The sequence below is a fragment of the Serratia sp. LS-1 genome, assembly GCF_003719595.1.
Lineage (GTDB): Bacteria > Pseudomonadota > Gammaproteobacteria > Enterobacterales > Enterobacteriaceae > Serratia > Serratia ureilytica.
In genome coordinates this window covers 684,282-703,631 of sequence record NZ_CP033504.1, presented here as the reverse complement: position 1 = coordinate 703,631, position 19,350 = coordinate 684,282, and the positions used below count along the sequence as shown (strand labels likewise).

Here is a 19,350-nt window from a genome sequence, read left to right as displayed (position 1 = left end):
TCCGCTATAACCGCCCGTAGAACGTCATTCTGGCGCTTTCCGACAGCATCACGTCCGGCTGCGCATTGTAGGCCAGCACCACCAGCATGCGCGTGGTGTCGCCTTCGGTCGGCGTCACCCGGTGCATGGCGTTGCGCCCGCGAAACAGCACCAAATCCCCCTCCTCCATCGCCAGCCGTTTGACCTCCCGCTCGCCGTCCAGCACCTGCGTGACCCCGGCATAGTTCATCTCGCCGCGATCGGCGTCGCGCAGGTTCTCCACGTATTCGAAGCGCCCGCCCGCCTGCGGTTTCTGGATCAAGAGCGTGATGGCGAACGAGGAGTTGTCAAAATGCCAGCCCAGCTCCTGGCCAGTGTGGGCGTAATGCAGGTTGATCGACGACAGCCGATCGGCGTAGGGATACAGCTGCGCCTCGTCAAGCACCGCACAGAGGAACGCGCGAAACGCCGGAGCGTCGTACAACGCGCGCAGCGGCGACTGCGGCGGAATATCCTCGTCGGTAATGCAGCCCTTGGACGACACCACCAGCCGGTTGCGCGCATGGTCGGCCGGCAGCGCGTCGTCCTGTGGCCGTAGATACACGTTGTGTTTGCTGGTGGCGTAAAACGCCGCATGGTGCTGTTCGGCGCCTTCCAGCCGCACCGTCGCCAGCGCGGCTTCGCGCAGAAATCCCGGCAGCACCAGCGCGCCGGCGCGCGCCAGCGTTTGCCGGCAGCGGACGCGGAACGCGGCGTCGTCGATGGGATAGGCGGACAGATCGATAATATCGGCAAGTTGCGGCATGACGTTCCCCTCGTGTGCGAAAGCCGGATGCCTCCCACTGTAGCGAATGCCGCATTGCCGCCATAACAAAAATACGTTATGGATAAGCTAACGAATTCTTAGCGATAAGCCCTGCTCATGCACTCACCGTCCCGTGTGCGCTTGCCCAAGCTGAGCGCCATTCTGGCGTTCGAAACCGCCGCTCGCACCGGCAGCCTGGCCCGTGCGGCGGATGCGCTGGCGCTGACCGCCGCCGCCGTCAGCCAACAGATCCGCCAGCTCGAACAACATCTGGGCATCACGCTGTTCATTCGCGCTAAAAGCGGTGTCACGCTGACCGAACAGGGCGCGGACTACCTGGCCTACGTGCAGGAGGCGTTTGAAACGCTGCGCGTGGCGCAGCAACACGTCGAACGCCAGCGCGGCAAACAGGCGCTGACGGTGTTCGCCCTGCCGGCGCTGGCGTCTAAATGGCTGAATCCAGCGCTGGGCGACTGGCTGGCGCAGTGCCCCGACGGCGATCTGCGGCTGCACGCGACCCATGCGGCGGTCGATTTCGCCCATTCGGCGGCGGATTTCGCGCTGTGCTTCGGCGATCAGGATTACCCGCTGCTGGAAAAGGTGCAGCTGTTTCAGGATCGGGTGCAGCCGGTATGCAGCCCGGCGCTGCGCGATCGCGGCGACTGGGCGCAGCTGCCGCTGATCCACGTCGACTGGGGCAAGGAGAGCCAGTTTCTGCCGGGCTGGCACGAATGGTTCACCGCCGCCGATCGGTCGCCGCCGCCGCGCCGCGGGCTGACCTATAACCTGACTTCACTGGCCATCGACGCCGCCGTGCAAGGGCGCGGGGTGCTGCTCGGCCAGCGGCGGCTGATCGCCCGTGAACTGGCGGAAGGCCGGCTGGTCACCCTGGCCGAACCGGCGCTGCCACTCAGCAAGCCCTACTACGTAGTTTACCCGCCGCGCACGCTGGAAAAACCCGGCGCCGCAGCGTTTTTGGGCTGGCTGCAAGCACTCGCCCTCGCCGCCAGCACCTAAAATCCGCAACGTGATGTTTGCTGGCGTCAGACACAACCCTGGACGCTTAATGCCCTCGCCTTAGCCTGTTAATTTATTCCTGCCGACCGGGATCATGAACGGGCTCCCTCTTCGGTCACAATGCCACTTACTTAAGCCTCCGCCTCTGCAACTGCCACATATTGCATCGGCCTCTTATCGTACCAAATGAGGGTTATTCCATGATTTCATTAAATGATTATGCCAATCTGCGCAACTATGCCGGCAGCGAAACCGCAGTGATGCTCGAAAACCGCTACCACCATGGCGTATTTACCCGAGACGACGCGGATTCCACCAGTCAGGATAACGGTGTTACCCTGCTCGTCGACGCGCAAAACCGCCGCTGGAAGCGCATCATCAATGACGGCGATTACAGCATCGATTGGTGGCACCTGCCGGGCGATGAGCTGGATTACTCTCTGACCATCACCCGCGCTTGCAACTTCTTGCAGGTCAAAGGCGAAGAGTGGTGGCAACTGCCGATCCCGACGACCCCTGCGGGGATTACTCTGGTCGGCCCCGGCGGCGTACGCCCTTGTAAAACCACCGCCAACCTGAAGCTATGGAAAAACGCCGTCGATTTTAAGGGCACCATTCTTGATTTCAGCAGCGCGGCCAATATCGAGTGCGTACGCGTGCAATACTCTTTGGGTGCGCCGGCGATTTACAACCTGCGCATCGTCGGAGCGCCCGGCGCGGCGGCCAATCTGCGCGGCCTGTGCGTCTACAGCGATGCCTCGAACATGCACGGCCTGCCGGCCTGCCAACTGCTGGTGCAAAACGTCTGGCTGACTAACCTGCACAAGGGCATCGTCTTCGGCAACAACGCCTATATTCAGAGCTGGCACAGCATCATGGTGCGCGGTTGTGTGTGGCCAATTTGGTCGGAAACCACCGCCAACGCCGGCGAAAAAATCGTCTTCTACAAATGCCTGTTCGGCGACAGCCGAAACTACTATCAGGGCGTGCATACTTTGGCCTTCCGAGATTGCTCTTTCGATTACAGCGGCTTTAACAATGAAACCGAACAGTTGGCCAATACCGATTACGGCTTGTTTGATCTCAAAGGCGGCACGCTTGACTTTAAAAACTGCCACTTCGAATGGGGCAACGCCAACTGCCGCAACTATCGACCGGTATTTACCAGCGACAACGGCGGCACGGTAAAAATCAAAGACAGCCAATGGCACAGCGTGATGACTAACAACACCGATACCGGCAGCAAGGTGCCTTATCAATACGTTGAATATTTCTACTTCGATAAATCCAGCGATCTGAGCGGGAAATGTTATATCGATGGGTTCGATCTGGTGAACGCCGACATTAAAAAAGGCTGGTCCAACAACCACATCGAAATGAAAAAGATCGTCGCGCCTGGCTATGTCAACATGTGGCGTCTGCTCTATCTGGGCGATGGCGTCAACCATCTGCCGGAACCCACCTGGAAAGAGAGCAGTGCGCTGGCGCTGAATAATGTCTACGCCTTCGGCGGCGCACGCGTTTCGCAAACGGAAACCGCCGATTTGGCAGTAACGCTGCAAAACGGCGTGCTCACCGCCACCACCAAAACGGCGACAACGGCCGACAAGCGCATCGAGATCTACTTCCCGATCGCGAAAAACGATCTGGTGCTGTGGCGCGCCACGTTGGCAAACCTAAAAGGCCAGAACAGCCTTGATGTCACAATCGGCACCTACCAAGGAAAGTATGTGCTGAACGGCGATGCCGGCGTCACCACCTTGCTGGAAAAAGTCTGTCAGTGGGGCCGCACCGGCACAGTCACCCCGACCACTTCAGCAACGATGACCTCGGATCGCATTACCGCGCTCGACGTTGCCGAGTATTTGCCGCTGCCTGAGGGCTACGTTAATTACGCCCGCATCGCCATCGTGCTGAAAAACTTTGTCGGCAGCGCCGCTCAGCCAACCTCGGTGGACATTACCAAACTGCTGTGTCAAAAGATCGATATCGTCTCCCGCAACCCGCATAAATCCTGGTAACTGCACAGGCCCCATCAGGGGCCTGTTTTTGTTAATGCGCGGAATAACCGCCGTCGATGCTGTAAAACGCGCCGGTGGCTTTCCCGCTATTTCTTTCCTGTCCTGTTTTCAACGCATCCAACTTGGGATGCGCTTCATGACTGAAGATCGCCTGCGCCACGAAACGACACTGCATTCGAAGAGGAACGCCACGGCGTTTTTGGGCTGGCTGCGGGAGCTGGCCCAACGCTCGGCATAGCGTTCAGGTTTTGGCCATCAGCTCGCCCAGCAGCAGGTTGGTGGCGCGCGGTTGGTACACTTCATTGCCTGCACCGGGGGTGAGCGTCAGCTCGCCGATATAGAGCCTGTCTTGCGTCAGGTAGAAATCGACCCGGCAGTAGTCCAGATCGGCGGCAACGGCTTGGGCGACCTCAATCATCTCATCCCAAAAGTCAGGCTTCGCGTGCAACGTGTTGATCTGGGGAATATCTTTCTGGGTAAAAAAGCAGTGATGCGCATGGCGGTCCAAAAACTCCAGCGACGTCGGCTCCGGGCCGCCCCGCAGCAACTCCACGAACAGATAAGGCTGGCTGCCGTTAAAAACATGCACTTTATAGTCGATCAATTCACCGTCGCGTTCGATGTCCAACAGGTTTTCAACCACAATTTGCAGTGGGATCTTCGCATAGTGCTTCTCACGAAAGCGCTTCCAATACGTTATTTTTGACCATTTCTTGAGAGTGCTTGCAATCTCATCATAACTCACTCGCGCTTTATCTCTGACAATCTTAACTTGCTGCGAGGCATTATTTGTTTTGATAACAAAAGATTGAGGCAACGACAAATAGTCTTGCTCAGTGAAGTTCTCCGTTATCATGATGACCGGCGTTAGGTATTTTTCCGAAACGCGACTGGATATATAATCCCTCACCGCCACCTTGTCCGCCAACAGGCTGAACTCTTCGCGCGGGTAGCGCATTCTGTGGTAAATCCTTTCGGAAAAACTTTTAGGATTCAAAAAGTTGACAAAGCTTCCGTGAGCAAAATAATGCGACAGCTGATAATAAATAAAGTCAGGCGAAACCTTATAGAGGTATTTTACGAATTTTCTCATTCCGTTGATTCATCCATTAATCCAACATAACAAAAGACCCAGCTAAAGTTTAAATGCAATTGACTTCAATTGTAAAATATAAAAAAAGCCTTGGTGATTATTAAAGGATAAAAAACGGAATAATCCTATATCATAAGGTATTCAGGGAAGCGTCAGTGAAACTAAAGATCATAGACTTCAGCATAATAAGAAACGCTTCCTGGATGATAGCGGAAAAGACGGTATCAATCCTCGGCGTTATATTCATCACCGCCTACATGGCCAAATATATTGGGCCGGAAAGCTTCGGAAAGATTACCTTTGCCACGGCGATTTTCGCCATTACCCAAACGTTGGCGCTGCTGGGGTCGGACACCATCCTCTTCAAACGCATTAGCCGTAATCCGCGCTCCGGCGCAGCGCTGATGTTCTCCACCAACCGGCTGAGGCAAGCCTGTTTCCTGGCCTTTTCTGCGATCATCTTGCTTTATACCGGGCTGCGGGAAGACTTCACGACCTTTTACTTTTGCGCCGCCACATTCCTGGCCTCGTTTTTTTCACTCAAAGACGTCTTCGCCATTTACCATGACGCCCGGCTGGAATCGCGTTTCAATACCCTGGCCAACGTGGCCGGCTTAGCCAGCGCATTGTTGGCTCGCTGGCTGATCGTGTTTTTTGATCTGCACCTGTACTTTCTGGCCATCCCTATCGTGATGGTGTACCTCATCCCCTATCTGATCCGTCATCACCTTTATCATCGCCGCCATCCGGGCTTTTCGGCCCCCGGCCGTATTCGGCGCAAATATGTGCGCTATCTGCTCGCCAGCGGCCTGCCGTTGGCGGTATCCAATGTTTCCATCGCCATCTATACCCGGCTGGCGCAGCTGTTTTTGATGTGGTTCGTTTCCGCCGCAGTGCTGGGCATTTACTCGGTCGCCATTACCCTGGCGACCGCCTGGATGTTCGTTACCGATGCCGTCATCACCTCGTTCTTCGCGAAAATATTCGCCTATCGGCGCGAAGACGCGATGCGCGCCGCGGCCAAACTGAATGGGTTGGTGCTGGCCATCGCCTTAGCCATCGTCGCCGGGATCGTTTGGCTGGGCAAACCGGTCATCGCACTGTTGTACGGCGAGCAATACCTGGCGGCCTATGCCGCCATGGGGGTGTTGGCCGTCGCCACCCTGCTCTCCGCCCTGGGGACCGTGGCCTATAAATACATCGTGCTGTTTTCCGGTTACAGCTTCCTTTCCCGCAAAATGTTGTTGGTGTTTATCATTAACATTCCTCTGTCATACGGCCTGATTCGGCAATACGGCATGATGGGCGCCGCTTACAGCACCTTGCTGACCGAACTGCTGTCATTGACCGTACTCAACTATCTCTTTCAGCGGGGTGCCGTACTGAAAATGCATCTGCGCTCACTGAACCCGGCGCTTTACCTAAGACGCCCGTCGGGAAAGTAATCCGGCTGCCGTGGCGCAGCACGTAATGCGCTCACAAACGCCGCAAAGCCCGCTATTTTATGCCTACTTTTTCTCATGCGAGACTCCCTGTGGATACCCAACGCTACCTGCAGCATATCGGCTTTACCGGTGCCGCCCGCCCAGACCTCCCCACGTTGCAACAGCTGCACCATCGCCACATGCTGAGCGTCCCGTTCGAGAACCTGAGCATTATTTATCATCAGGGCATTCAACTGGCGCCGGAGGCGCTGTTCAGCAAGGTGGTCGAGCGTAACCGCGGCGGTTTCTGTTATGAGCTGAACACGCTGTTCGCCCTGCTGCTGCGAGAGCTCGGCTTCAAGGTGAGCTTCATCTCCGGCGAGATCCGCGCGCGCGACGGCCATTTCGGCCCGCCCTACGACCACCTGGCGCTGCGGGTGGATCTGGAAGATCAAGCATGGCTGGTAGACGTCGGTTTCGGCGATTCCTTCCTGACGCCGCTCAAAATCGTCGTTGCCGAGCCGCAACCGCAGGCCAGCGGCACCTTCCACCTGGAGCAGGAAGGCGAGTATTACCTGCTGGAGCGCCGCAACGGCGACCAACGCTCGCATGCCAAAACCCTGTATCGCTTTACCGTTCAGCCGCGCGAATTGCATGAGTTCGACGAGATGTGCCACTTCCACAGCACTTCGCCGCAGTCGCATTTCACCCAACGCCTGGTGTGCTCACGGCCGACGGAACACGGCCGGGTGACCCTCAGCGACATGAAGCTGATCGTGACTGAAGATCACCAGCGCCACGAAACGACGCTGCATTCGGAAGAGGAACGCCGCGCCGCGCTGTGGCAGCATTTCGCCATCGATGTGGATCGTTGACGGCGCGGGCGACGCCCTTTTATTACGATTCTGTTACATCGATTGCATAACCGCGCTTGGCTGATTGCCAGCATCGCGGCGGCAGGCATCATAGGATCATGATTCGGCAACAGAGTGCGAAAAATGATCCGTGTGATACTGGTCGATGACCATGTGGTGGTGCGCTCCGGCTTTGCGCAATTGCTCAGCCTCGAAGCAGACATCGACGTGGCGGGGCAATACAGCAGCGCGGCGGCGGCCTGGCCGGCGCTGCTGCGCGACGACGTCAGCGTCGCGGTGATGGACATCGCCATGCCGGATGAAAACGGCCTGAGCCTGTTGAAACGCCTGCGGGCGCAGAAGCCGCAGTTTCGCGCGATCATACTCAGCATTTATGACTCCCCCACCTTCGTGCAGAGCGCGCTGGATGCCGGCGCCAGCGGTTATCTGACTAAACGCTGCGGGCCGGAAGAGCTGGTGCAGGCGGTGCGCTCCGTCGATATGGGCGGCCATTACCTGTGCGCCGACGCGCTGCGGGCGCTGCGCGGCGGCGAGCAGCCGGCCACGGCGCTGGAAGTGCTGACCCCGCGCGAGCGCGAAATCTTCGAGCTGCTGGTCAAAGGCGACAGCGTAAAGGAGATCGCTTTCAAGCTCGATCTCAGCCATAAAACGGTACACGTACATCGCGCCAACGTCCTGGGCAAGCTGCAGTGCAACAGCACCATCGAGCTGGTGCATTTCGCCCTCGATCATCAGCTGCTGGCGGGGCATTGATGTCACTCCGCTCACGGCGCTGGGTTATCTCGCTGTTTATCCTGTTGGCCTGGGGCAGCGGCTGGCTGATGCTGTGGACGCTCGGTTTCTATCTGACCCACAACGGCAATCAGGCGGCGCTGTTTCTGCCCCACGGCGTCTATCTCGCGCTGCTGATCTTGCTGGGGCGGCGCTATTGGCCCGCCCTGATAGCGCCGCCGGTGCTGCTGCTGTTCTGGCTGCACGGCGAACGCCTGCTGAGCGGCTACGGCCTGCTGGCCGCCCCGTTCATCACCCTGATCCCGGCTCTTCTCGCGCAACGGGTCTGGCGCCGTTTTCCGCTCTACTGGCAACGGCTGACGCTGCTGCTGGCCGCAGTGACCGCCGCCTCGCTGCTCAATACCGCCCTGCTGTCGCCTTTCGCGCAGAGCCCGGCGATGCTGCTCGGCCTGGCGTCGTTTACCGGCGGTGTTTTGTTGACCCCGTTCGTCTACCTGATCTTTGAATTTCTGCGCCAGCAGCACCGCTACCATCTGCTGGGGCTGGACACCGCCAACCCGCCGCTGCGCGCGTCCTTAATCATCTGGTGCAGCCTGTTTTTCGTTATCGGCATCGGTACGCAGATGGTGCTGTCGCCGGAAATCGAGCGCCTGCTGCTGATCGTGGTGTTTTTGCCGAACGTGGTGATGGCGTGGAAGTTCGGTTGGCAGGGCGGCGTGCTGTCCGGCCTGCTCGGCAGCATGATGATCACCCTCGCCCGGCAGGTCGGCGTGGGGTTCGGCAATCTGGTCGAGCTGGAAATCTTTCTGGCGACGCAGGCGCTGCTCGGTATCGGCCTGGGTATCGCCATCAGCCGCCAGCAACACCTGGCGCAAAACCTGCACCACTATCGCCGACGCCTGGAAGAAGAGCTGGCGGCACGGCGGGCGCTGACCGAAAAACTGATCCACACCGAAGAAGACACGCGAAAGAACCTGGCGCGCGAGCTGCACGATGAAATCGGCCAGAACATCACCGCCATTCAAATTCAGTCGCAGCTGGTCAAGCGGGCGCGCGATCCGGCGCAAACCCAGGCCGCCGCGAACCAGATAGGCGATCTCGCCCGGCGCATTCATCACTCCACGCGCCAGCTACTGCGCCAACTTCGCCCGCCCGCGCTGGACGAGCTGGCGTTCAAAGACGCGCTTCACCACCTGCTGAGCGAATTCGCCTTTAGCGAGCGGGGCATCCGTTGCCGTTTCGACTACCGCCTGACCGACACGCCCGCCGGCGAGACGGTGCGCTTCACCCTCTACCGGCTGCTGCAAGAGCTGCTCAACAACGTGTGCAAACACGCCGAGGCCAGCGAAGTCGCCATCGTTTTGTATCAGCAAGGCGCCATGTTGCACCTCGAGGTACGGGACAACGGCGTCGGCATCCATGCGGGCAACGCGCCGGGCTTCGGCATTCAGGGAATGCGCGAACGGGTCAGCGCGCTCGGCGGCGAACTGACGCTGGAAACGCAGCGCGGCACCCGGGTAATTGTTAACCTGCCCACAAATTTGCAACAAACCGCCGACTAACTAGGAAAAAGTCTTAGCCACTCCGGACTTTATCTCATCCCCTTTCCTTTTCACCTTCTTATAGTCAGCACCAGGGAGGCGGCTATGCAAGCACGCTCAGCATCTGAAATCGATCATCGTTACCGCGCGCTGCGCCCGCGGCTGCTGCTGTACATGGTCATCGGGTACGCCGCCTTCTACCTGACGCGCAAAAGCGTGAATTACGTGCTGCCGGCGCTGCAAACGGATTTGGGGCTGGATAAAGGAGACATCGGCCTGCTCGGCTCGCTGTTTTATCTGAGCTACGGCCTGTCGAAATTCGTCGCCGGGTTGTGGCACGACGGCCATGGGCAGCGCGGGTTTATGGGGATCGGCCTGTTCGCCACCGGTTTGCTGAACGTGGCGTTCGCCTTCGGTGAATCGCTGACGCTGCTGCTGGCGGTCTGGGCGCTGAACGGCTTCTTTCAGGGCTGGGGCTGGCCGCCCTGCGCGCGGCTGCTGACCCACTGGTATTCGCGCAACGAGCGCGGCTTCTGGTGGGGCTGCTGGAATATGTCGATCAACCTCGGTGGCGCAATTGTGCCGCTGATCAGCGCCTTCGCCGCCCAGCGCTGGGGCTGGCAGGCGGCGATGTTGATCCCGGGTGCCGTCAGCATGGTGCTGGGCATCTGGCTCACGCGGCAGCTGACAGGCACGCCGCAGGAAGAAGGCCTGCCGTCGGTCGGCCAGTGGCGCCACGATCCGCTGGAGCTGCGCCAGGAACAGCAAAGCCCGCCGATGGGGCTGTGGCGGATGCTGCGCACCACGATGCTGAAGAACCCGATGATCTGGTTGCTCGGCGTCTCTTACGTGCTGGTCTACCTGATCCGCATTGCGTTGAACGACTGGGGCAACCTGTGGCTGACGGAAAGCCACGGCGTCAACCTGCTCAGCGCCAATGCGACAGTGATGCTGTTCGAGATAGGCGGCCTGCTCGGCGCGCTGTTCGCCGGCTGGGGCTCGGATGTGCTGTTCGGCGGGCAGCGCGCGCCGATGATTTTGCTGTTCACGCTCGGGCTGATGGTTTCCGTCGCCGCGCTGTGGCTGGCGCCGGTGCATCACTACGCGCTGCTGGCGGGCTGTTTCTTTACGGTGGGCTTTTTTGTCTTCGGCCCACAGATGCTGATTGGCCTCGCCGCCGTGGAATGCGGGCACAAAGGCGCCGCGGGCTCCATCACCGGCTTTCTCGGCCTGTTCGCCTATCTGGGGGCGGCGCTGGCGGGCTGGCCGCTGTCGCGGGTCATCGAAGGCTACGGCTGGTCAGGCATGTTCAGTTTGCTGTCGATCGCCGCCGTTCTTATGGGTTTATTGCTGATGCCGCTGCTGATGGCGAGCGTTACCACCTCTACCGAGAGAAGGATAAAACAATGAAAAAAACGTGGGTCACTACCCTGATAGCGTCCGGCATCGCGCTGGCGACCCTGAGCAGCGCCGCGCACGCCAAGGGCCGCCTGGTGGTCTACTGTAGCGCCACCAATGAAATGTGCGAAGCGGAAACCAAAGCCTTCGGCGAGAAATATGACGTGAAAACCGCGTTCATCCGCAACGGTTCCGGCAGCACGCTGGCAAAAGTGGACGCCGAGAAGAAGAACCCGCAGGCGGACGTCTGGTACGGCGGCACGCTCGATCCGCAATCCCAGGCCGGTGAAATGGGGCTGCTGCAGCCGTACAAATCGCCGAATCTCGACCAGGTGATGACGCAATTCCGCGATCCGGCCAAGCTGAAAGGCAACTACTCCTCGGCGGTCTACGTCGGCATTCTCGGCTTTGGCGTCAATACCCAGCGCCTGAAAGAGAAAAATCTGCCGGTGCCCAAGTGCTGGAAAGACCTGACCAAGCCGGAATACAAAGGCGAGATTCAAATCGCCGATCCGCAAAGCTCCGGCACCGCCTACACCGCGCTGGCGACCTTTGCCCAGCTGTGGGGAGACGATCAGGCGTTCGCTTACCTCAAACAGCTGAACGCCAACGTCTCGCAGTACACCAAGTCCGGCATTGCCCCGGCGCGCAACGCCGCCCGCGGCGAAACGGCGATCGGCATCGGTTTCCTGCATGATTACTCGCTCGAAAAGGAACAGGGCGCGCCGCTTGAGCTTATCTCGCCGTGTGAAGGCACCGGCTACGAAATCGGCGGCGTCAGCATCCTCAAAGGCGCGCGCAACCTCGACAACGCCAAGCTGTTCGTGGATTGGGTGTTGTCGAAAGAGGCGCAGGAGCTGGCGTGGAAGCAAGGCAAGTCCTATCAGATCCTGACCAACACCACCGCCGATACCTCGCCGAACTCGCTGAAGCTCGACGACCTGAAGCTGATCAACTACGACATGGACAAGTACGGTTCGACCGAGGTCCGCAAGGCGCTGATCAATAAATGGGTCAGCGAAGTCAAGATGGGTAAATAAGCCCACATTCTGCGCCTGTTGCCGGGTAAGCTTCACGGCTTGCCCGGCCTGAACATCCGGGAAACTTATGTCACATACACATGCACTCCATCTCGTGAAAAAACGAGATGCGATATCCCTTTGGGTTTTGCTTGGCTGGCTGGCGTTCGCCCTGCTGCCGAGCTGGAGCCTGGATTACGGCCTGCTGGAGTCCACCGGCGAAGAGATCCTCGCGGCCTACGGCTGGTCACACCGCAATATCAGCTGGCTTTGGTGCCTGCTGCCAAGCCTGCTGCTGCTGCGCCCTTACGCTGCGGCGAGCCGTGAGCAGCGGCGCCGCCACGCGTTCGATGCCGGCTGGGCGCTGCTGTGCATGGCCTTTATCGTTGTCAGCGCCACGGTGGCGGGACGCGGTTTAGGCTACGCCACCCTGGTGCAGTTGACCGCGCTGGGCGCCATCATGACGCTGGCGCTGACCCGCCTCGACTGGCTGGGCGGCGACCGTTTCGTTATCGGCGCGCTGGTCACCATCGTGGCGCTGATCGGCGTCTTCATCGTCTGGCCGAGCATCGCGATTTTCATTCCGATGTTCACCGACCAGACGGGCGCTTTCGCGCCGCTGGCCTTTATGAACGTGCTGTCGCAGGCGCATATCATTCAGGTGATCCTCAACTCCATCGCCCTGTCGATCGCGGTGGGCGCCGGCTGCACCTTTTTCGGCCTGGTGCTGGCGATTTACACTACCCGCATCGCCAAGCGCAGCGCCATTATCGGCCGCATCTTCTCCATCTTGCCCATCGTCACGCCGCCGTTCGTCGTCGGCCTGGGCGTCACGCTGATGATGGGGCGCTCCGGCTACGTCACCGAGTGGATGGTGGCCTGGTTCGGTTTGACCAACACCAACTGGCTGTACGGCTTTACCGGCATCTGGCTGGCGCAGGTGCTGGCGTTCACCCCGATGGCGTTTATGATCCTCGACGGCGCGATCAAGACCATTCATCCTTCGCTGGAAGAAGCCTCCTACACCCTGCGCGCCAGCCGCTGGCAAACCTTTAACGGCGTGTTCGTGCCGCTGCTGAAACCGGCGCTGGCCAACGCGTTTTTGATCGTGGTGGTGCAATCGCTGGCTGATTTCAGCAACCCGCTGGTGCTCGGCGGCAACTTCGACGTGCTGGCGACGCAAATCTATTTTTACATCACCGGTTCGCAGCTTGATTATCAGGCCGCCAGCACCCTCGGCGCCTTCCTGCTGCTGTTCTCACTGCTGGTGTTCTGCATCCAGTATATGTGGATCGGCAAACGTTCCTACGTCACCGTGTCCGGCAAATCGTATCGCGGCGACGTGCAGCCGCTACCGGTCACGCTGGTGTGGGGCGTGATCGCGCTGCTGGCGGTGTGGGTAGCCTTTAACGCCCTGATTTACGGCAGCATTTTCTACGGCAGCTTCACCGTCAACTGGGGAGTGGATTACACGCTGACGCTGGATAACTTCATCAAACTGTTCGGCCAGGGCATGAGCGACGGCGCGTGGCCTTCGCTGCTCGACACGCTGCTGTACGCCGGGATCGCCGCGCCGATCACCGCCGCGTTCGGCCTGCTGATCGCCTGGATCGTGGTGCGCCAACAGTTCAAGGGCAAAAAGACCATCGAGTTCACCACCATGCTGTGCTTTGCGGTGCCGGGTACCGTGGCCGGCGTCTCTTACATTCTCGCCTTTAACGGCGCGCCGGTGTACCTCACCGGGACGGCCGCCATCGTGATTATTTCGATGGTGATGCGCAACGTGCCGGTGGGCATTCGCGCCGGGATCGCCGGGCTGGGCCAGATAGACAAATCGCTGGACGAAGCCTCGCTCAGCCTGCGCGCCGGCTCGCTGCGCACCATCACGCACATCCTGCTGCCGCTGCTGCGCCCGGCGATCCTGTCGGCGCTGATCTACAGCTTCGTGCGCGCCATCACCACCGTCAGCGCCATCGTCTTCCTGGTCACCCCCGATACCCGCGTGGCCACCGCCTACATCCTCAACCGCGTGGAAGACGGCGAATACGGCGTGGCGATCGCCTACGGTTCAATTCTGATCGTGGTGATGCTGGCGATTATTTTCCTCTTTGACTGGCTGATCGGCGAGGCACGCATCTCCCGTTCAAAAGCCAAAAACCAGGCGTAATGGAGCCCATGATGAGCCAGAAAAATTTCGTTGAACTGCGTAACGTCTCCAAACGGTTCGGCAGCAACACGGTAATCGATAACATCACGCTCACCATCCCACGGGGGCAAATGGTGACGCTGCTCGGCCCTTCCGGCTGCGGCAAGACCACCATTTTGCGCCTGGTCGCCGGGCTGGAAAAACCGAGCGACGGGCAGATATTCATTGATGGTGAAGACGTCACCCATCGTTCCATCCAGCAGCGTGACATCTGCATGGTATTCCAGTCTTATGCCCTGTTCCCGCACATGTCGCTGGGGGAGAACGTCGGCTATGGCCTGAAGATGCTCGGCATTCCGCGCGCCGAAGTGAAAGCGCGCGTGCAGGAAGCGCTGGCGATGGTGGACTTGGCGGGGTTCGACGATCGCTATGTCGATCAGATCTCCGGCGGCCAACAGCAGCGCGTGGCGCTGGCGCGCGCGCTGATCCTCAAGCCGAAAGTGCTGCTGTTCGACGAGCCGTTGAGCAACCTCGACGCCAACCTGCGCCGCAGCATGCGCGAAAAGATCCGCGAGCTGCAAAAGCAGTTTGATATCACGTCGCTGTACGTCACCCACGATCAGAGCGAGGCTTTTGCAGTCTCCGACACCGTACTGGTGATGAACAAGGGGCATATCATGCAGATGGGCTCGCCGCAGGATCTCTATCGGCAGCCCGCCTCGCGCTTTATGGCGAGCTTTATGGGGGACGCCAACCTGTTCCCGGCCAGCTTCAGCGCCGATCATGTCGATATCAGCGGCTATCGCCTGCCGCGCCCGGCGCATTTTGCCGCCCAGGGCGCCGGCACGGTGGGCGTGCGGCCGGAAGCGATCACGCTGAGCGAGCATGGCGATGAAAGCCAGCGCTGCGAGATCCAGCATGTCGCCTACATGGGGCCGCAGTATGAGGTGACGGTGGCGTGGCACGGGCAACAGATTTTGCTGCAGGTTAACGCCACCCGCCTGCAACCGAACGTCGGCGAGCAGTATTATCTGGAAATTCACCCCTACGGCATGTTTATGCTGGCGGACGCGGCATAGTCGGCCTCACGCTTAAGGGGTAGAATAACGGCCATCCCATACGGGATGGCCGAAAATAATCGCCAAAAACACCGTATTTATCTATTTTTACAATTCCACCCAAGTCCTTGTTCAGCCGAAAAATAAATATAGCCACACCCACTCAAAAATAACCACCCAGACCACTCAGGGTGATATTTTTATTTAAATAGGGTAAGCTTGATCCCGCAGTCGAAATTATTTAACGGCCAACTCAAGGAGAAATTCATGAGCAACAATGCAAATGCACAGGCGCAGCTGGATAATTTACGCAATGTCGCTTCCCAGCTGAAGGAAATGCGCCACTACGCGCAGTCGAATATCGAGACGCTCTCCGCACACTGGCTGGCCTTCGATCAGGGGGAATGCAAAAATAAGGCATTCGCCGAAGCCATTAACGACCTATTGAATAAACAGGGCGCCTGTCTGGAAGGACTGGAAAAAACCATTCAGGATATCGAGATAGAATTAAACCGTCTTGATAAAGCCGCCTGATAATGCCGATTTAAATAAACCCGCCACGCGCGGGTTTATTTTCAGCTGCGGCAGATGACGCGCGCAATATCCCCGGACGTCGTCAGCGCGCGTATTTCGCTGAACAGTTCAGTTGCTTCATCATATTCTTTACGCAAATAACCCAGCCACTGTTTAATGCGCGCCACGTGATACAGGCCGGTGTCGCCCTGCTTTTCCAGATGGACGTATTTTTGCAGCAGCTCAACCACCTGCGGCCAGGGCATGCGCGGTTCGTTATATTTCACCACCCGGCTCAGGTTCGGCACGTTGAGCGCGCCGCGCCCCAGCATGATGGCGTCGCAGCCGGTCGTCTGCAGGCAATCCTGCGCGCTCTGGTAATCCCAGATCTCGCCGTTGGCGACAACCGGGATGCTCAGCCGCTGACGGATCTCGCCGATCGCCGCCCAGTTGATGCGATCCGCCTTGTAGCCGTCCTCTTTGGTGCGGCCGTGCACCGTCAGTTCGCTGGCGCCCGCCTGCTGCACCGCATCGGCTATTTCAAAGCTGCGATTGGAAGAGTCCCAGCCCAAGCGCACCTTCACCGTGACCGGCAGATGGGCCGGCACCGCCGCGCGCATCGCTTTGGCGCCCTGGTAGATCAATTCCGGATCTTTGAGCAGCGTCGCCCCGCCGCCGCTGCCGTTAACCAGCTTGGACGGGCAGCCGCAGTTGAGATCGACGCCGTAAGAGCCCAATTCCACCGCGCGCGCGGCGTTCTCCGCCAGCCACTGCGGGTACTGCCCCAGCAGCTGTACCCGCACCAGTGTGCCCGACGGCGTGCGGCTGGCGTGACGCAGCTCCGGGCACAGCCGATAGAACGACTTGGCCGGCAGCAGCTGATCGACCACGCGCAAAAATTCGGTGATGCACAGATCGTAGTCGTTCACTTCGGTGAGTAACTCACGCACCAAAGAGTCGAGAACGCCCTCCATCGGAGCCAATAATACGCGCATGACCAATCCCAGCTAAAAAAAGACCCGCAATGATACGGGTGAATGCCCGCGCCAGACAAGCCTCTGCGGGCATTAAAAACGCCATCAGCCCAGCCGACGGATCGGTTGACCGGCGAGAAACGCCGCAATGTCCTCGACCGCCTCGGTGAAGTAGGCGCGGTAGTTATCGTCCGCCACGTAACCCACATGCGGCGTCGCCAGCACGTTGGGCAGTTGACGAAACACATCGTCGGCCGGCAGCGGCTCCGTCTCGAACACGTCCAGCCCGGCGCCGGCGATCTTCCGCTGTTGCAGCACGTCCACCAATGCCGCCCGATCGACGATCGCCGCACGCGAGGTGTTGATCAGGTAAGCGGTGGGCTTCATTGCTGCCAATTCGTCGCGCCCCACCAGCCCGCGGCTGCGATCGCTCAGCACCAGGTGAATGGAGACAAAATCGCTCTGCTCGAACAGCGCCCGTTTGGACGGTGCCAGCAGGGCGCCCTCCTGCGCTGCCCGTTCCGCCGTCAGGTTCTGGCTCCAGGCCAGCACCCGCATGCCGAACGTCTGTGCCACCTTGGCCATTTGGCCGCCGATCTTGCCCAGCCCCAGCAGCCCCAGCGTCTTCCCCTGCAGCGTGACGCCGAGATCCCGCTGCCATGGGCCGTTGTTTTTCAGCCCGGCGCTTTCCGGCACGATATGCTTGGCCAGCCCGAGCAGCAGCGCCCAGGTCAACTCCATCGGCGCCGCCGACCCGCTGCGGGTGCCGCACACCACCACGCCGCGCTCGGCGGCGGCGGCCAAATCGATAGCGGCATTGCGCATGCCGGAGGTGATCAGCAGCTTCAGCTGCGGCAACCGCGCCAGCAGCGAGGCGGTTATCGGCGTGCGCTCGCGCATGATGACCAGAATGTCGCATTCCTGCAGATGCACCGCCAGCTCCGCCTCATCGGTAAAGTGCGCGCTGATGGCGGACACCTCCACCCGATCGGCCAGCGCCGACCAGTCCGCCATCTTGAGCGCCACCTGCTGGTAATCATCGAGAATTGCGCACTTCAATTTCATCTCCGTCTCCTGGAATGTAGGGGTAGCCACCGTCCAGCCTAGTACGAAAATGCCGTTCCGCCAGGCAAAAAAAAAAGCCGCCCATACAGGCGGCTTGCTTTTGCGCAATCGGGCTTATTCGGCCGGTTTGCGACTGCGCGGGCGACGCGAGGCCGGCGCGCCGGAACGGCGCTGGCCGTCACCCTGCGGGCGAGCGTTGCCGTTACCGTTGCCACGGTTTTCACGCTGGCCGCCGTTGGCGTTACCGCTGCGCTGACCGCCGCCGTTGCCGCGCGGCGCGCCGCGTCCGCCGCCCTGGCGGCCGTTGATGATCGGCTCGGCCTTGATGGTCGGATCCGGCTCGTAGCCCGGCAGCGCAATGCGCGGAATTTCACGCTTCAGCAGACGCTCGATGTCGCGCAGCAGCTTGTGTTCATCCACGCACACCAGCGAGATGGCTTCGCCGGTACGCTCCGCGCGGCCGGTGCGGCCGATGCGGTGCACGTAGTCTTCCGGCACGTTAGGCAGCTCGTAGTTCACCACGTGCGGCAACTGGTCGATATCCAGACCGCGCGCCGCAATGTCGGTCGCCACCAGCACGCGGATGCGGCCGTCTTTAAAATCGGCCAGCGCACGGGTACGGGCGCCCTGGCTCTTGTTGCCGTGGATCGCCGCGGCGGTGATGCCGTCTTTGTTCAGCTGTTCCGCCAGGTGGTTGGCGCCGTGCTTGGTGCGGGTAAAGACCAGCACCTGTTTCCAGTCGCCTTCGCCGATCATCTGCGACAGCAGTTCCCGCTTACGCTTCTTGTCGACGAAGTGCACGCTCTGCTCGATCTGCTCGGACGCGGTATTGCGGCGAGCCACTTCCACCGAGGCCGGGTTATGCAGCAGTTTGTTGGCCAGCGCCTTGATGTCGTCGGAGAAGGTGGCGGAGAACAGCAGGTTCTGGCGCTTGGCCGGCAGCTTGGCCAGCACGCGGCGGATGTCGTGGATAAAGCCCATGTCCAGCATGCGGTCCGCTTCGTCCAGCACCAGAATTTCGATTTTGGACAGGTCAACCGCGTTCTGATGTTCCAAATCCAGCAAACGGCCCGGCGTTGCCACCAGGATATCGACGCCGCCGCGCAGCTTCATCATCTGCGGGTTGATGCTCACGCCGCCAAACACCACCAGCGAACGCAGGCGCAGGTGTTTGCTGTAGGCATCGACGTTTTCGCCGATCTGCGCCGCCAGCTCACGGGTTGGCGTCAGGATCAGCGCGCGCACCGGGCGACGGCCCTTGACCGGATGGTCATGCTTGCTCAGCAGCTGCAACAGCGGCAGGGTAAAACCGGCGGTTTTACCGGTGCCGGTCTGGGCGCTGGCCATCAGGTCACGACCTTCCAGCACGACAGGGATAGCCTGACGCTGAATTGGCGTCGGTTCGCGATAGCCCTGTTCTTCAACAGCGCGCACAATTTCAGCACTTAAGCCGAGGGTTTCAAATGACATAAAGAGAAAAACTCCAGATCCCCCCTAACCTAACAGTGTTCGGTGCAGTTTCCTGGGAGGATGATCAGACGGGGCATTAAGCATGACCACGAGGGATTGGCACAAACTGCAGTGCACCAGGCGGCGATTGTAACAGAAGTCGCGCAATAAAAAGTACTTTTACGCACCCAGAGCACAATCTGCCGTAAATTCAGCATTGTCTGAAGCCGATCACATAACT

General features: G+C 59.8%; 17 protein-coding genes. 11 read left to right on the top strand and 6 right to left on the bottom strand.

What is annotated here, in order from left to right:
* Nucleotides 1–4: 4 nt before the first annotated feature.
* Nucleotides 5–784 (bottom strand): 2OG-Fe(II) oxygenase, encoded by a 780-nt coding sequence (locus EDY99_RS03440; RefSeq protein ID WP_060659808.1) that lies wholly within the window; start codon nucleotides 782–784, stop codon nucleotides 5–7.
* A 117-nt stretch (nucleotides 785–901) separates the two neighbouring features.
* Between EDY99_RS03440 and EDY99_RS03435 the strand changes: the two genes are divergently transcribed.
* A complete protein-coding gene (locus EDY99_RS03435) occupies nucleotides 902–1,801 on the top strand; it encodes a LysR substrate-binding domain-containing protein (protein ID WP_123061465.1) in 900 nt (299 codons plus the stop codon).
* Nucleotides 1,802–2,001: 200 nt separating this feature from the next.
* Nucleotides 2,002–3,822, top strand: a complete 1,821-nt coding sequence (locus tag EDY99_RS03430; RefSeq protein ID WP_047572275.1) for a hypothetical protein — start codon at nucleotides 2,002–2,004, stop codon at nucleotides 3,820–3,822.
* 31 nt (nucleotides 3,823–3,853) lie between these two features.
* On the opposite strand, the gene EDY99_RS24465 is transcribed toward EDY99_RS03430, so the two are convergent.
* Together EDY99_RS24465 and EDY99_RS03425 are read right to left on the bottom strand one after the other, a co-directional pair.
* Nucleotides 3,854–3,997, bottom strand: a complete 144-nt coding sequence (locus EDY99_RS24465) for a hypothetical protein (RefSeq protein ID WP_154219865.1) — start codon at nucleotides 3,995–3,997, stop codon at nucleotides 3,854–3,856.
* 66 nt (nucleotides 3,998–4,063) lie between these two features.
* Complete coding sequence (locus tag EDY99_RS03425) at nucleotides 4,064–4,915, bottom strand: ATP-grasp fold amidoligase family protein (protein ID WP_046686608.1); 852 nt, start codon at nucleotides 4,913–4,915, stop codon at nucleotides 4,064–4,066.
* A 155-nt stretch (nucleotides 4,916–5,070) separates the two neighbouring features.
* Here EDY99_RS03425 and EDY99_RS03420 point away from each other — a divergent pair, with 155 nt between their 5' ends.
* The 9 genes from EDY99_RS03420 to EDY99_RS03380 all read left to right on the top strand — a co-directional run bounded on the left by EDY99_RS03420 (nucleotide 5,071) and on the right by EDY99_RS03380 (nucleotide 15,642).
* The gene (locus tag EDY99_RS03420; protein WP_033642257.1) at nucleotides 5,071–6,360 is read left to right on the top strand and encodes an oligosaccharide flippase family protein; all 1,290 of its coding nucleotides are present in this window, start codon (nucleotides 5,071–5,073) and stop codon (nucleotides 6,358–6,360) included.
* 89 nt (nucleotides 6,361–6,449) lie between these two features.
* Nucleotides 6,450–7,214, top strand: coding sequence for an arylamine N-acetyltransferase (locus tag EDY99_RS03415; protein ID WP_046686606.1), 765 nt, complete (start codon nucleotides 6,450–6,452; stop codon nucleotides 7,212–7,214).
* Between the two features lie 123 nt (nucleotides 7,215–7,337).
* Nucleotides 7,338–7,967 (top strand): response regulator transcription factor, encoded by a 630-nt coding sequence (locus tag EDY99_RS03410; protein ID WP_033642255.1) that lies wholly within the window; start codon nucleotides 7,338–7,340, stop codon nucleotides 7,965–7,967.
* Entirely contained in the window at nucleotides 7,967–9,508 is a 1,542-nt protein-coding gene (locus EDY99_RS03405; protein WP_060659811.1) for an MASE1 domain-containing protein, read from the top strand. The genes EDY99_RS03410 and EDY99_RS03405 overlap by 1 nt, the downstream gene beginning before the upstream one ends.
* A 60-nt stretch (nucleotides 9,509–9,568) precedes the next feature.
* Nucleotides 9,569–10,897 (top strand): MFS transporter family glucose-6-phosphate receptor UhpC, encoded by a 1,329-nt coding sequence (uhpC, locus tag EDY99_RS03400; RefSeq protein ID WP_226772964.1) that lies wholly within the window; start codon nucleotides 9,569–9,571, stop codon nucleotides 10,895–10,897.
* On the top strand, nucleotides 10,894–11,925 hold the full coding sequence (locus EDY99_RS03395; protein ID WP_033642252.1) for an ABC transporter substrate-binding protein: 1,032 nt from the start codon (nucleotides 10,894–10,896) through the stop codon (nucleotides 11,923–11,925). The genes uhpC and EDY99_RS03395 overlap by 4 nt, the downstream gene beginning before the upstream one ends.
* 67 nt (nucleotides 11,926–11,992) lie before the next feature.
* On the top strand, nucleotides 11,993–14,071 hold the full coding sequence (locus EDY99_RS03390) for an iron ABC transporter permease (RefSeq protein WP_123061464.1): 2,079 nt from the start codon (nucleotides 11,993–11,995) through the stop codon (nucleotides 14,069–14,071).
* 11 nt (nucleotides 14,072–14,082) lie between these two features.
* A complete protein-coding gene (fbpC, locus tag EDY99_RS03385) occupies nucleotides 14,083–15,129 on the top strand; it encodes a ferric ABC transporter ATP-binding protein (RefSeq protein WP_033642250.1) in 1,047 nt (348 codons plus the stop codon).
* A 246-nt stretch (nucleotides 15,130–15,375) separates the two neighbouring features.
* Complete coding sequence (locus EDY99_RS03380) at nucleotides 15,376–15,642, top strand: hypothetical protein (RefSeq protein ID WP_033642249.1); 267 nt, start codon at nucleotides 15,376–15,378, stop codon at nucleotides 15,640–15,642.
* 41 nt (nucleotides 15,643–15,683) lie between these two features.
* Here the strand turns inward: EDY99_RS03380 and dusC are convergent, their stop codons facing one another.
* From dusC to rhlE, 3 genes are all read right to left on the bottom strand, one after another.
* Nucleotides 15,684–16,616, bottom strand: a complete 933-nt coding sequence (dusC, locus tag EDY99_RS03375; protein ID WP_033652368.1) for a tRNA dihydrouridine(16) synthase DusC — start codon at nucleotides 16,614–16,616, stop codon at nucleotides 15,684–15,686.
* An 84-nt stretch (nucleotides 16,617–16,700) separates the two neighbouring features.
* Nucleotides 16,701–17,660 (bottom strand): D-2-hydroxyacid dehydrogenase family protein, encoded by a 960-nt coding sequence (locus tag EDY99_RS03370; RefSeq protein ID WP_123061463.1) that lies wholly within the window; start codon nucleotides 17,658–17,660, stop codon nucleotides 16,701–16,703.
* A 114-nt stretch (nucleotides 17,661–17,774) separates the two neighbouring features.
* Complete coding sequence (gene rhlE / locus EDY99_RS03365) at nucleotides 17,775–19,130, bottom strand: ATP-dependent RNA helicase RhlE (RefSeq protein WP_123061462.1); 1,356 nt, start codon at nucleotides 19,128–19,130, stop codon at nucleotides 17,775–17,777.
* Nucleotides 19,131–19,350 lie beyond the last annotated feature (220 nt).

Excerpts from the sequence above, each read along its gene's own strand:
- EDY99_RS03440 (WP_060659808.1), bottom strand. The coding sequence starts at position 784 with ATGCCGCAACTTGCCGATATTATCGATCTGTCCGCCTATCCCATCGAC.
- EDY99_RS03435 (WP_123061465.1), top strand. The coding sequence starts at position 902 with ATGCACTCACCGTCCCGTGTGCGCTTGCCCAAGCTGAGCGCCATTCTG.
- EDY99_RS03430 (WP_047572275.1), top strand. The coding sequence starts at position 2,002 with ATGATTTCATTAAATGATTATGCCAATCTGCGCAACTATGCCGGCAGC.
- EDY99_RS24465 (WP_154219865.1), bottom strand. The coding sequence starts at position 3,997 with ATGCAGTGTCGTTTCGTGGCGCAGGCGATCTTCAGTCATGAAGCGCAT.
- EDY99_RS03425 (WP_046686608.1), bottom strand. The coding sequence starts at position 4,915 with ATGAGAAAATTCGTAAAATACCTCTATAAGGTTTCGCCTGACTTTATT.
- EDY99_RS03410 (WP_033642255.1), top strand. The coding sequence starts at position 7,338 with ATGATCCGTGTGATACTGGTCGATGACCATGTGGTGGTGCGCTCCGGC.
- EDY99_RS03405 (WP_060659811.1), top strand. The coding sequence starts at position 7,967 with ATGTCACTCCGCTCACGGCGCTGGGTTATCTCGCTGTTTATCCTGTTG.
- EDY99_RS03395 (WP_033642252.1), top strand. The coding sequence starts at position 10,894 with ATGAAAAAAACGTGGGTCACTACCCTGATAGCGTCCGGCATCGCGCTG.
- EDY99_RS03390 (WP_123061464.1), top strand. The coding sequence starts at position 11,993 with ATGTCACATACACATGCACTCCATCTCGTGAAAAAACGAGATGCGATA.
- fbpC (WP_033642250.1), top strand. The coding sequence starts at position 14,083 with ATGAGCCAGAAAAATTTCGTTGAACTGCGTAACGTCTCCAAACGGTTC.
- EDY99_RS03380 (WP_033642249.1), top strand. The coding sequence starts at position 15,376 with ATGAGCAACAATGCAAATGCACAGGCGCAGCTGGATAATTTACGCAAT.
- dusC (WP_033652368.1), bottom strand. The coding sequence starts at position 16,616 with ATGCGCGTATTATTGGCTCCGATGGAGGGCGTTCTCGACTCTTTGGTG.
- EDY99_RS03370 (WP_123061463.1), bottom strand. The coding sequence starts at position 17,660 with ATGAAATTGAAGTGCGCAATTCTCGATGATTACCAGCAGGTGGCGCTC.
- rhlE (WP_123061462.1), bottom strand. The coding sequence starts at position 19,130 with ATGTCATTTGAAACCCTCGGCTTAAGTGCTGAAATTGTGCGCGCTGTT.